This window comes from Helicobacter pylori FD535 (assembly GCF_000296015.2).
Classification (GTDB): domain Bacteria; phylum Campylobacterota; class Campylobacteria; order Campylobacterales; family Helicobacteraceae; genus Helicobacter; species Helicobacter pylori_CT.
Genome location: NZ_AKHP02000007.1, coordinates 1 through 12,450 on the forward strand (window position 1 = coordinate 1; position 12,450 = coordinate 12,450).

The following is a 12,450-nucleotide window of genomic DNA, read 5'->3' on the forward strand; positions in this document are numbered from 1 at the left end:
CCACCGATACATTCTGTAACATTCTCACCTGTCATTTCCAAATGAACCCCTGAAGCCAGACTCCCTTCAGCCCTATGGATTTCAAAAAAGCTTTTCACTTCATCTAACACGCTATCAAAAGCCCTTGTTTTAACCCCCAAACTGGTTTTAACCGTGTTGCCATGCATGGGATCAATGCTCCATAAAATATGGCGTTTTTCTTTCAACACCCCTTGTAAAAGTTTAGGCAAACGCTCTTTAATCGTCTTAGAACCCATGCGCACGATCAAATTCAAACGCCCCTTAATGTTGTGCGGGTTTAAAACATCGCACAATTCTAACACTTCGCCCGCGCTCGCGTTAGGCCCGATTTTCACGCCAATAGGGTTACAAACCCCCCTTAAAAACTCCACATGCGCGCCCTTAGGATCTCTTGTCCTTTCGCCAATCCACAGCATGTGCGCGGAGCAATCATAAAACTGGTTAGTCAAACTATCCTTACGCACCAAAGGCTCTTCATAATGGAGCAGTAACGCTTCGTGGCTGGTGTAAAATTCCACTTCCCTAAGAATGGGCGTTTTTTCTATCTCCACCCCGCATGCTTGCATAAACCCTAAAGCTTGCGTGATTCGGTCAGCGATTTGCTGGTATTTTTGCCCAAAATCGTTGTTTTTGACAAAATCCAAATTGAAACGATGCACTTGCTCTAAATTCGCTAACCCGCCTTGAGCAAAGGCTCTGATAAGGTTTAAAGTCGCTACGCTTTGATGGTAGGCTTTAAGCATTCTTTCAGGCTTTGGCTCTCTTTCTTTTTTGGAAATCCCATTGATAATATCCCCCCTATAGCTTAGCACTTCTTCATTATCCAGTATTTCAGTCGCATTAGAGCGAGGCTTAGCAAATTGCCCAGCAATGCGCCCCACTTTCACGATCGGTATAGAGCCAGCAAAAGTTAAGACAATCGCCATTTGCATCACCACTTTAAACATGTCTTTAATCCTGTTAGCGCTAAATTGAGAAAACGACTCCGCGCAATCGCCTCCTTGCAACAAAAACGCCTTATTGTCAATGACTTGGGCCAAACGCTCTTGCAAGTTCCTCGCTTCGCCAGCAAACACTAAGGGAGGGTAGGAGTGCAATTCTTTTTTGACCCTTTCTAATTCTTGCTTATCTTTGTAAGTGGGGTGTTGCTCTATCTTAAAAGAATGCCATGAAGTGGGCGACCAGGTTGTGTTTGACATTTCTATAATCCTTTATTAATCTTTTTTTAAGCGTTATTATAGCTTGTGCGGGTTAAATCGTGGATTTTAGGGAATAAATGCGCGCTAAAAACCACCCCTTAATCTCAAAAAACCCCAATCATAAAAAGCTTTATGCTACAATGAAAGCTCTTTAACACGATAAAAGGGTGGTTTTAATAGCATGGCACAAGAAAAAGCAGTTCCAAGAGATCCTAAAAAACTCAATTTGTTTGATTTGCGTTGGATAGCGTCTTTATTTGGCACGGCGGTGGGGGCTGGGATTTTATTTTTGCCTATTAGAGCCGGTGGGCATGGGATATGGGCTATTGTGGTGATGAGCGCGATCATCTTCCCTTTAACTTATCTGGGGCATAGAGCTTTAGCTTATTTCATAGGATCTAAAGATAAAGAAGACATCACCATGGTCGTTCGCTCTCATTTTGGCACTCAATGGGGTTTTCTTATCACTTTGCTTTATTTCTTGGCGATTTATCCTATTTGTTTGGCTTATGGGGTGGGTATCACTAATGTGTTTGATCATTTTTTCACTAACCAGTTGCATTTAGCGCCTTTTCATCGGGGCTTACTGGCTGTAGTGCTAGTCTCTTTAATGATGTTGGTGATGGTTTTTAACGCTACGATTGTTACACGCATTTGTAACGCTTTAGTGTATCCTTTGTGCTTGATTTTATTGCTTTTTTCTTTGTATCTTATCCCTTATTGGCAAGGCGCTAATCTTTTTGTGGTGCCGAGTTTCAAAGAATTTGTGTTAGCGATTTGGCTAACTTTACCGGTGCTTGTGTTTTCGTTCAACCATAGCCCCATTATTTCAACCTTCACTCAAAATGTGGAAAAAGAATACGGCGCTTTCAAAGAGTATAAACTCAATCAAATTGAATTAGGGACATCGCTGATGCTTTTAGGGTTTGTGATGTTTTTTGTGTTTTCGTGTGTCATGTGCTTGAATGCTGATGATTTTATGAAAGCAAGGGAACAAAATATCCCCATTTTAAGCTATTTTGCTAACACCTTAAATAACCCCTTAATCAACTATGCGGGGCCTGTGGTGGCTTTTTTAGCGATTTTTTCATCTTTTTTTGGGCATTATTATGGGGCTAAGGAAGGTTTAGAAGGCATTATCATTCAAAGTTTAAAGTTGAAAAAAGCTTCTAAAACCTTGAGTATTAGCGTAACGATTTTTTTATGGCTGACTATCACGCTTGTGGCTTATATTAACCCTAATATCTTGGATTTTATTGAAAATTTAGGCGGCCCCATTATCGCACTCATTCTGTTTGTGATGCCTATGATAGCTTTTTATAGCGTTTCTAGTTTGAAGCGTTTTAGAAATTTCAAAGTGGATATTTTTGTGTTTGTCTTTGGGAGCTTGACGGCTTTGAGCGTGTTTTTAGGACTATTTTAATGGCTAGTTTTTCTATTTTATCCATTTTTAAAATCGGCGTGGGGCCTAGCTCTTCACACACTATAGGGCCTATGGAAGCGGGAGCGAGATTTTGCGAGTCGTTAAAAGGCGTTTTAGAGCAGGTTGTGCGCGTTCAAATCACCTTGCATGGCTCATTAGCTTTAACCGGTAAAGGGCATTTGAGCGATGAGGCGGTTTTAATTGGCTTGCATGGTATTTACGCTAACGAATTAGAGGTAACAACCAAAAAAGCCTTATTGCATGAAGCGCTTGAAAACAAAGTTTTAAAACTCGCTAACCAGCATCGCATTCATTTTGATTATTCTAAAGATTTGATTTTTGACAATAAACCTTTAGCCAGACACCAAAACGCTCTCATTCTAAAAGCTTTCAACTCTAAAAATGAGGTTTTAAAAGAAGAGACTTACTATTCTGTCGGTGGAGGGTTTGTCTATACTGAAAAAGAATTAGACAACTTGTCTGAAGAGAGCGGGAATGGAAGTATTGCCTATGATTTTTCAAGCGCTAAGGAATTGCTAGAATTATGCCAAAAACACCAAAAAAACATCGCTGAAATCGTGCGTTTGAGAGAAGACGCCCTGAAAAACCGCCCTGATGCAATGATGGCTAAAATTTATCATGCGATGCTTGAGTGTTATGATAATGGGGCTAATTCTAAAGAAAAGTATCTGCCCGGTTCTTTGAGAGTAACACGATTAGCCCCAAGCATCAAGGCACGCCTAGAAAAACACCCCACAAGTGGGAAAGACCCCTTAGCGTTGATTGATTACATTTCGCTTTACGCTCGTGCCATTGCTGAAGAAAACGCTAGCGGAGGAAAGGTGGTAACCGCCCCCACTAATGGAGCGTGTGCGGTGGTGCCAAGCGTGCTTTTATACGCTAAAAACCATTTGTTTGAAAATTTATCGCAAAAGGCCATCAATGATTTTTTACTCACCAGCGCGGCGATTGGCTATCTTTACAAAAAAAACGCTTCCTTGAGCGGCGCAGAAGCGGGGTGTCAGGCTGAAATTGGCGTGGCAAGCTCTATGGCTGCGGGGGGGTTAGCTCATTTGTGCCAAGCGACCACGCAACAGGTTTTAATCGCTAGTGAAATCGCTATGGAACACCATCTAGGATTGACATGCGATCCGGTGGGGGGCTTGGTGCAAATCCCTTGTATTGAACGCAATGTTTTAGGAGCAATCAAAGCGATTAGCGCTTCTAAACTGGCTTTAGAAGATGAATACAAGCCTAAAGTGAGCTTAGATGAAGTGATCGCTACGATGTATGCGACCGGAAAAGACATGAATGAAAAATACAAAGAGACTTCGTTAGGGGGGTTAGCTAAGACTTTAGAATGCTAAGGGATAAACCTAATCTTTAGGGGTTTTGTTTCCTAAAAGGCTTTATTTTTAACCAACGCAAACAAGCTTTTTCCAGCTTTAATATCATTTTAAACAATAGGGTTTTAAAGCGTTGTTCCATCGTTTTGGATTTTGTTTTATAGTGAAAAGTTTATTCAAGCTTATAAGGGGATAGGAGGCCTTTTGAAATAATTCCCCTACAACCCCCAAAACTCCCCCTAACCACTAAAAAGCGCGTCATGAGAAACTATCGCTTGGCTAGCTCTTTTATTTTGATTGTAAAAAACGCTCAAAGGCATCAATTTGATTACCAATACTCCATTAAAATTTTTATAGGCTTTATAAAATGCGTTGGAATGTCTTAAGGGGGGTTATGTTTAACTCTATCAACCGCTGTATTTCAAAGATTTTTGCGTAACAAAATCTTAAGCTTACCGCAAAAAAACTAAAAAGCTTAAAATCTAAAGGTTTTAAAAAAGCGGTGGCTTTTAAAAGAGATAGTCCTAACACAGGACGGAGTGATAGGGAGCTAAAAGCCTAAAAAGGAGTGTTTGAGAGACTCATTTAAAGCCCCCTACTAAAAGGTAAGCTAAAACTATTTTTCAGACTTACTAGAATCGCTAATTTGCCTTTCAAACTCTTGTTGCAAGGCTTGTTGCTGCTTTTCTTGCTTTGAAAGGCGGCGTTTTTTCTTAGGTTTTTTCTCTTTTTTTGAAGAAACCTCTAGCTCTTTTGAAGCTGTTTCTTTGAGCGTGTTAGCGTTAGTCGTAGGATCTAGATCCGGATTAGAAGCGTTCTGTGTTCTTTTAGAAGAGCTTATAAATTCAGGGCTATCAGTATGGTTTTGAATCTCCCCACTACCTCTCTTTTGAAACGCTGCCTTAGTGTCTTTCTCAGCTTGATCTTCCATTTTTTTAAGAGTGACTGCATCCAGTTTTTTAGTCTTTTCTTTTTGGCTTATCCTAACCATGCTGATCAAATATTTGATATACCCATCATACATATCCCCAAACTGCTCATGCAAAGCCCCAAAATCCGAGCCTTTGTAAAGCCAGTTAAACAAAGGGAGTGAAAGCTCTGTCCCTAAGTCTTTAAGCACATGTTTATAAAACTTCTCCCTGTCATTCACCACAAAAGAAACCTTGCCATTTCTATGCTCATAATAACAAATCTTTTGATCCACACAACTTTCCAAACTCCCCTTAAAGAAAGCTCCAAAAGCGGATAAGTCGCCCTTACTCATCTTGGTTTCAGAATACTGGTTAAAATTCTTCACGCGCTCTTTTTCCAAATTAACCATGCTCTTTAAAACCCTCTTGCGGTCTTTTTTCACATTCCCTGTGGAGCTTTCAGAAAACATAACATTGGGATCAATCGTAGTGTTAATAGTGGCAGAATCCGTTTCTGCTCTCAACAAAAAAGTCGTAGCTACTAAAAAAAATAAAATCCGTTTCACACCAAACTCCTAATAAATATATAACCGCAACAAAAATAGATACTGTTCTTCATAAGCTCTCTTTTGAAATCTTCTTCTATTGATAAAAAACCACCTAGAACTCAAGCTGTTTTAGCCGTCTTAAAACTTTCAAAGGGTCTTTACTATTGGGTATGATACTATAAATATCCAAAAAATACAAACACTCCAAAAACTTTAACTCTAAAAAATTGGCATGCCCTTCACAGCTAAAGGATTTTAAGAGTAGCAAAGCCCACCCACCAGGCAAATAGCCTCTATTTTAAGTGCCCAAACGCTATGATAGATTATAACAAAAAAACGCCTTATATCCCCCTAACCAAAAGCTAGGGACTTACGGCGTGGTTTTACAAAAATCAAAAAAAGTTAGCACACCTTAAGCGTTAATGCTCATGATGGCTTGGTTTTTTCCCTTTTTTTCCCTTTTTTTCATGATCGTGAAAAGGGCCTTCACATGCGCAATCGTGCAAATCTAACCCCTCTTCACGATATTCTTTCATGGTCATTGTTTTCTTTTTGTTAGCAATCACTTCAAGAATTTCTTTTTTACGCTTGTTGCGATCTTCTTGGCTTAAAGAAGCTAAATTTTTATCCATCGCTTTCTTAAAATCCGCTTTATATTTTTTACGCTCTTCTTCTTTCATCACTGCTAATCGCTTATTGATTTCTGCGCGAAACTCTGGAACTTCACTAGGAGCAACTTTCCCTGCTTGCTCTAATAGTTGCTTGTCATCCATGCTCTTAAAATCGCTCGCATTCAAAAAAAGCCCCAAAAAAGTCCCTGTAAATAATAAAGAAACCGCTAATTTTTTCATCAAATGCTCCCAATTCAAAAATAAAGAATAAATTCTATCATTTGATTGATTAAAGATAACTTATAGCGCTTTAACAGCCAATTGATTTTTAGATTTTATGATCAGCTCTCCATTAAAACAGCTAACCTATATCCCCTATCATTATTTTCAAAAATAATCAATTCATTTTTGATTTTTCAAAGATTTGTTTGTGTGCTGTTGTTGGTAAGTTCAATTGATTGTAAGGATTGTGCTTTAATTTTTGTGCCGTATTGATTTTTTAAAGCCTTTGATACAAGAAACTCATAAAAGACCACAAAGAGCAAAAGCCCTTTTCTATGCCCCCACAAGATTAGCCCTAAAACACCTTAAAAGCTCACAATGTAACGCCAATAAAAGGCATAGGGGCGGTGAAAGGTGAATCTATAAGTAGTCCCTTCAGGCACATTATCCGCGCTAGCGGTATAGTAATTGTTGCGAATGGTTTGGATTTTCAAGCCAATTTCAAAACCTTGGTGTTTAGTGCCTAGGCGGATCCCACCATTCACTAAGACCTGGAAATTCGATGGGTGGAAACTCCCTTGGTATTCATTCGCTAAGTCCTTAAAATAATAGTTTGTTGGACCCCAAGAGGTGCCACCAATCGCAACGCCAACGAAAAACCCAAAATGCAAGTTCTCACGATTGAAAATCGCCGGGTTAAACAACACATCTGTGCCAGCCCCATAGCCAAACATGAAACTTTGAGAACCCTTGCGAGCGTCTCTCATGCCGTAATCATTATAAGTGTAATACTTATAATAAGAGCTTGCAAAATCAAAGAATCCGTAATAACGCATTCCAAATTGCGGGGATTTCTTAAAAAAATGCTTATACCCTACAACAAAACCAAAACCATTGATAGCGTATTGTTGGTTGCTTAAGCCTTTATACCCACGAGTCCCTAGAGCGCCATGGGTAAGGCCTCCTGTTGGGTTTGACGCTGTAGGCATGTTAGGCGTGTTAGAGCCATAAGCCCCACTCTGATTACCATTACAATTCCCATGGGAACAATTTTGAGCGGTAGTGCTGAGCATACCCAACTGGTAATCAATCCCTATAAAAGCAGCATTTCTTTCACCTTTTTTTGTAGGGCTAGTCTTAATAGCTTTTTCTTGCTTAGGAGTCTCTGCTGACAATAAGCTTGTCATTGCTAGAGAGATAGCACCTACTATAACAGATTTCTTCATGTATTCCTTCCTTCTACATTTTCTCTACTTGAGTTCTTAATGCCACATTCTACTATAAAATTGCTTTCTTTTTGATTAAAAATAGCGATTGAATGAGAATAAATTGAAACAAAAATCAATTTTAGGAACTTTTTAGTAAAAAGTCCTAAATCCTCTCACCTTTTTTAGGCTAAAACTAAAGCCTAACAGCCAACAGAGATCAAAGATGCTCTTTCACGCTCTCTAACACGCTTGTAAAAGCTTGCATGTCATTCATCGCCATGTCTGCTAAAACCTTGCGGTCTAACTCCACGCCAGCCACTTTTAAGGCATGCATGAAGCGCGAATAACTTGTATCGTGCATTCTGCAAGCCGCATTGATCCTTACCACCCACAAACTCCTGAAATCTCTTTTCTTTTGTTTGCGATCCCTAAAGGCGTAATACATGCTTCTTTCAAGCTGTTCTTTAGCCTTTCTAAAATGCTTTCTTCTGCCACTATAAAACCCTCTAGCGAGTTTTAAGACTTTTTTATGGCGCCTTCTGCGCACAACACCTGTTTTAACTCTCATTTCTTTACCTTTCTTTTTAAAATATTTTTAGGTGCGTTTTTTAAAACGACTTTCCCTTAAACAAGGGGATTAACTCCACTTTCTAATCAGCATTCTTAAGCCCTGCAAAGCAACGACATGACAGAATGCGCGTTAGTGTGATGCACATGTTTTGGCGCGTTTAGATTGGCTTTGCGCTTAGGGCTTTTTTTAGTCAAAATATGGCTTTTAAAAGCACTGCCACGCTTAATCAAGTTTTTTTTAACTTTGAAACGCTTAGACGTGCCGCGATTAGTCTTCATTTTTGGCATGATTTTCTCCTTTCATAAGGTTAATACGATTAAAAGGCGGGTTATTTTCTTTGGTTTTCTTTTCGTTTTTGGGGGCTTCTTTAGCCTTAGGCACAAACATCCACGAAACAAAACGCCCCTCGGTTTTTGGCTCTTTTTCAGGGTTAGCTAAATCTTGCATCATCGTTTGGACTCTAAAAAGCACATCAAGCCCGGCTTTTGAGTTTTGACTCTCCCTACCCTTTAAAACCACTTTGAATTTGACATGCTTATTGGATTCAATAAATTCTCTCGCATGCTTGACTTTGTAGTTAATATCGTTTTGTGCGATTTGAGTGGAAAGCTTGATCTCTTTGATTTCAATTTGCTTTTGCTTTTTCTTGGCTTCCTTGATTTTCTTTTCATTTTGGTAGCGGAATTTATTATAATCCATCACCTTACACACGGGAGGTTTCGCGCTCGCTGAAATCAAAACCAAATCCAAACCTAAATTTTGAGCGATATTGAGCGCTTCTTTGGAAGAAATGATCCCATACACTTCGCCATTATCGCCCACGCAACGCACTTCTTTAAAATTAATGTCTCCGTTTAACAACACTTCGTTCCTGCTCAAAAACTAACCTCTTGCATCTTAGATTCAACCATGTTTAAAAACTCCTTTAAGGGCATTTTATATTGAGCTTGTTTTTCTCTGTCTCTAATGGATAAAATTTCGCTCTCCACTTCTTCATTCCCTAACACCAAAATCATAGGGATTTTTTGCTTTTCGGCTAATCGCACTTTTTTATTCAAGCTGTCGTTTTTATCCAGCACTTCTACAAAAATATCGCGTTTTTTTAATTCCTCTTTTAATTTCAAAGCAAAAACATGATGCTCTTCATTAATGGGAATGAGAGCGATTTGAGTGGGTGCGACAAAGAAAGGGAAATTCCCCCCAAAATGTTCGCTCAAAATCGCAATAAACCTTTCAAACGAGCCTAAAATCGCTCTGTGGATCATCACCGGCTGTTCAGCATGATTATATTCATTAGTGAAAGCGAGCTTGAAGCGTTCAGGCAAATTCATATCCACTTGAATCGTGCCGCACTGCCATTTACGCTTTAAAGCGTCAGTGATTTTAATGTCAATCTTAGGCCCATAGAAAGCCCCTCCCCCTTCATCAATCTTATAATCAATGCGGTGCTCTTTTAGGGCTTCTTTTAAAGCGTTAGTGGCCTTTTCCCAAACTTTATCACCGCCTATGGATTTAGCCGGTCTTGTGGATAATTCCATTTCATAGCTAAAATCAAACGCTTGCATGATTTTATGCGTAAAATCTAAAATCGCGCTCACTTCGCTTTGGATCTGTTCAAAAGAACAAAAAATGTGTGCATCGTCTTGGGTAAATTCCCTAACCCTTAAAAGCCCATGCAACACGCCACTTTTTTCATGCCGATGCACCACGCCGTATTCATAAAACCTTAAGGGCAAATCCCTGTAGCTGTGCAAAGCGCTTTGATAGACTTTAATATGCCCCACGCAATTCATAGGCTTTATGCCGTATTCTTGCTCATCAATCGTGGTGAAATACATGTTTTCTTTATAGTTGTCATAATGCCCGCTGATTTTCCACACATCGCTCTTTAAAATCTCAGGACCTTTAACCGGCTCATAGCCTCTTAAAAGTAACGCTTTACTCAATAAATCTTCAATGCGTTTTCTGAGTCTTGCCCCTTTAGGCAGCCATAAGGGTAAGCCCGCCCCTATCTCATCATCAAAACTGAAAAGCCCTAGCTCCACGCCTAGCTTTCTGTGATCTCGTTTTTTCGCTTCTTCTATTTGGAAAAGATAGTCTTTTAAGCCCTCTTTGGTGGCAAAAGCGATGCCATAGATTCTAATGAGCATTTCATTGTTTTCATCGCCACCCAAATAAGCCCCAGCCAGTTTAGTGAGCTTGAAATGGTTTAAAAAACGAGTGTTTGGAAGGTGCGGCCCCTTACACAAATCTTCAAACTCGCCTTGTTGATACACGCCAAATTTATCGCCACTGATTTTACTCATCACTGCATGCTTTAATTCATCGCCCTTAAAACGCTCCAAAGCTTGCTCTCTGGTTAAAACCTCTTTAGTGATAGCGAGCTTTGACTTCGCAAATTCTTTCATTTTCGCTTCAATTTTAGGCAAATCCTCTTCGCTGATTTTTGAAGCGGTTTTAAAATCGTAATAAAACCCCTCTTCTACCACAGGGCCTACAAAAAATTTCGCGTCCGGATAAAGGGCTTTCAAGCTTTGCGCGAGCAAATGCGCGCATGAATGCCTGATCACTTCTAAAGCCAAAGGCGAATCATCAAAATACACCGGCTCTGTCCCTTTTAACGCTTTAATCCCATCGCTCAGCCCTAAGACTTTCGCGCTCTCTAAATCTATTATTTGCTCGTCTTTATAAACAGCAATCAGTTCCGCACTCATTCTTTAAAACTTATGTTTCCTTTCTTATAAACCTTAAAATTTAACAATCTTTTGAGCCAAACCCGCATTGCACTTGCGAATCCACTTTCTCAGCTTTAGGGTCGCTCATAGGCTTTAAACACGCTTGTAAAAATACCATACAAAACAAATTCAACAATAACCGCCTATACAAAACCACCCTTTCTATTCAAAAATACCTAACTAACCGCCCATTATACAATAAAATCATAAACCAAAAAGAATACACCCCTTGAATACACTCTCTTATTAACAAAGCTTAGAATACAAACTAGCTAAAACTAAAGCTCTATCATGCTATCATTATTATATTTTTGTTTTAAGAGACTTAATGATCATTTTAAGGGAGTTTTGTGCGATATATCAAGTTTTTCAAAGAGTTGAACAATAAGAATGTGAATCTGGTTGGGGGCAAGAACGCTAGCATTGGTGAAATGTTTCAAGAATTAGTGCCTATTGGCATTAAAGTGCCTGATGGCTTTGCGATCACAAGCGAAGCGTATTGGTATCTTTTAGAGCAAGGGGGGGCTAAACAAAAAATCATAGAGCTTTTAGAAAATGTTGATGCCACCGAAATTGATGTGCTAAAAATCCGCTCCAAACAAATCAGAGAGCTTATTTTTGGCACGCCTTTTCCTAGCGATTTAAGAGATGAGATTTTTCAAGCTTATGAAATTTTAAGCCAGCAATACCACATGAAAGAAGCCGATGTGGCTGTAAGGAGCTCCGCTACCGCAGAAGATTTGCCGGACGCTTCTTTTGCTGGGCAGCAAGACACTTATTTAAACATTAAGGGTAAAACAGAATTGATCCACTATATCAAATCCTGTTTAGCGTCGCTCTTTACCGATAGAGCGATTAGCTATAGAGCGAGTCGTGGGTTTGATCATTTAAAAGTCGCGCTGAGTGTGGGGGTGCAAAAAATGGTGCGAGCGGATAAAGGCAGTGCGGGCGTGATGTTTTCTATTGACACCGAAACCGGTTTTAAAGACGCGGTGTTTATCACTTCAGCGTGGGGGTTAGGCGAAAATGTGGTGGGCGGCACGATAAACCCTGATGAATTTTATGTGTTTAAGCCCACTTTAGAGCAAAACAAACGCCCCATTATCAAACGCCAACTCGGCAATAAAACGCAAAAAATGGTCTATGCCCCAAGGGGTAGCGAACACCCCACCAAAAACATTAAAACCACCAAAAAAGAATGGCAGTCCTTTTCATTGAGCGATGAGGACGTGCTGATTTTAGCCAAATACGCCATTGAAATTGAAAAACATTACTCTAAAGAAGCCAAACAATACCGCCCCATGGATATAGAATGGGCTAAAGATGGCGAGAGCGGGGAAATCTTTATCGTTCAAGCGCGCCCAGAAACCGTTCAAAGCCAAAAAACCAAAGAAGAAAGTCAAGTCTTTGAAAAATTCAAATTCAAAAACCCTAACGAAAAAAAAGAAATTATTTTACAAGGCAGAGCGATTGGGAGTAAAATTGGCTCAGGGAAAGTGCGCATCATCAATGATTTGGAGCACATGAATTCTTTTAAAGAGGGTGAAATTTTAGTTACGGATAACACCGACCCAGACTGGGAGCCTTGCATGAAAAAAGCGAGCGCGGTTATCACTAATCGTGGGGGGCGCACTTGCCATGCGGCTATTGTGGCT

At 39.8% G+C, this 12,450-nt stretch carries 11 protein-coding genes and 1 pseudogene; 4 read left to right on the plus strand and 8 right to left on the minus strand.

What is annotated here, in order from left to right:
- On the minus strand, positions 1–1,220 hold a 1,220-nt coding region (locus tag DV63_RS10600), incomplete at its 3' end, for a 3-deoxy-7-phosphoheptulonate synthase class II (RefSeq protein WP_000072754.1).
- A gap of 181 nt (positions 1,221–1,401) precedes the next feature.
- Here DV63_RS10600 and DV63_RS10605 point away from each other — a divergent pair.
- Together DV63_RS10605 and DV63_RS10610 are read left to right on the plus strand one after the other, a co-directional pair.
- Positions 1,402–2,643 carry a serine/threonine transporter gene (locus DV63_RS10605; protein WP_000046411.1) on the plus strand — a complete coding sequence of 414 codons (1,242 nt, stop codon included), beginning with the start codon at positions 1,402–1,404 and terminating at the stop codon, positions 2,641–2,643.
- Entirely contained in the window at positions 2,643–4,010 is a 1,368-nt protein-coding gene (locus DV63_RS10610; protein WP_000135981.1) for an L-serine ammonia-lyase, read from the plus strand. The genes DV63_RS10605 and DV63_RS10610 overlap by 1 nt, the downstream gene beginning before the upstream one ends.
- A gap of 595 nt (positions 4,011–4,605) precedes the next feature.
- Here the strand turns inward: DV63_RS10610 and DV63_RS10620 are convergent.
- Positions 4,606–5,466: a hypothetical protein gene (locus DV63_RS10620; RefSeq protein ID WP_000821550.1), complete on the minus strand. Its 861-nt coding sequence runs from the start codon at positions 5,464–5,466 to the stop codon at positions 4,606–4,608.
- Between DV63_RS10620 and DV63_RS18445 the strand changes: the two are divergent.
- Positions 5,390–5,581, plus strand: a pseudogene (locus DV63_RS18445) (hypothetical protein). The gene DV63_RS10620 and the pseudogene DV63_RS18445 overlap by 77 nt on opposite strands.
- 286 nt (positions 5,582–5,867) lie before the next feature.
- On the opposite strand, the gene DV63_RS10625 reads toward DV63_RS18445, so the two are convergent.
- From DV63_RS10625 to thrS, 6 genes are all read right to left on the minus strand, one after another.
- On the minus strand, positions 5,868–6,299 hold the full coding sequence (locus tag DV63_RS10625) for a DUF1104 domain-containing protein (RefSeq protein WP_000731990.1): 432 nt from the start codon (positions 6,297–6,299) through the stop codon (positions 5,868–5,870).
- A 347-nt stretch (positions 6,300–6,646) separates the two neighbouring features.
- Positions 6,647–7,507 carry an outer membrane protein gene (locus tag DV63_RS10635; protein ID WP_000750194.1) on the minus strand — a complete coding sequence of 287 codons (861 nt, stop codon included), beginning with the start codon at positions 7,505–7,507 and terminating at the stop codon, positions 6,647–6,649.
- A gap of 199 nt (positions 7,508–7,706) precedes the next feature.
- A complete protein-coding gene (gene rplT, locus DV63_RS10640) occupies positions 7,707–8,057 on the minus strand; it encodes a 50S ribosomal protein L20 (RefSeq protein WP_001264149.1) in 351 nt (116 codons plus the stop codon).
- A 95-nt stretch (positions 8,058–8,152) separates the two neighbouring features.
- Complete coding sequence (gene rpmI, locus DV63_RS10645; RefSeq protein ID WP_001125549.1) at positions 8,153–8,347, minus strand: 50S ribosomal protein L35; 195 nt, start codon at positions 8,345–8,347, stop codon at positions 8,153–8,155.
- Positions 8,328–8,939, minus strand: coding sequence for a translation initiation factor IF-3 (infC, locus tag DV63_RS10650; RefSeq protein WP_000089219.1), 612 nt, complete (start codon positions 8,937–8,939; stop codon positions 8,328–8,330). The genes rpmI and infC overlap by 20 nt, the downstream gene beginning before the upstream one ends.
- Positions 8,936–10,774, minus strand: a complete 1,839-nt coding sequence (thrS, locus tag DV63_RS10655; RefSeq protein WP_001271835.1) for a threonine--tRNA ligase — start codon at positions 10,772–10,774, stop codon at positions 8,936–8,938. The genes infC and thrS overlap by 4 nt, the downstream gene beginning before the upstream one ends.
- A gap of 371 nt (positions 10,775–11,145) precedes the next feature.
- Between thrS and ppsA the strand changes: the two genes are divergently transcribed.
- Positions 11,146–12,450 (plus strand): phosphoenolpyruvate synthase (gene ppsA, locus DV63_RS10665; RefSeq protein WP_020982366.1); only part of this gene is annotated, 1,305 nt, incomplete at its 3' end.

Coding starts and splice junctions, on each gene's coding strand:
- DV63_RS10635 (WP_000750194.1), bottom strand. CDS start 7,507: ATGAAGAAATCTGTTATAGTAGGTGCTATCTCTCTAGCAATGACAAGC.
- DV63_RS10610 (WP_000135981.1), top strand. CDS start 2,643: ATGGCTAGTTTTTCTATTTTATCCATTTTTAAAATCGGCGTGGGGCCT.
- rpmI (WP_001125549.1), bottom strand. CDS start 8,347: ATGCCAAAAATGAAGACTAATCGCGGCACGTCTAAGCGTTTCAAAGTT.
- DV63_RS10605 (WP_000046411.1), top strand. CDS start 1,402: ATGGCACAAGAAAAAGCAGTTCCAAGAGATCCTAAAAAACTCAATTTG.
- DV63_RS10625 (WP_000731990.1), bottom strand. CDS start 6,299: ATGAAAAAATTAGCGGTTTCTTTATTATTTACAGGGACTTTTTTGGGG.
- thrS (WP_001271835.1), bottom strand. CDS start 10,774: ATGAGTGCGGAACTGATTGCTGTTTATAAAGACGAGCAAATAATAGAT.
- rplT (WP_001264149.1), bottom strand. CDS start 8,057: ATGAGAGTTAAAACAGGTGTTGTGCGCAGAAGGCGCCATAAAAAAGTC.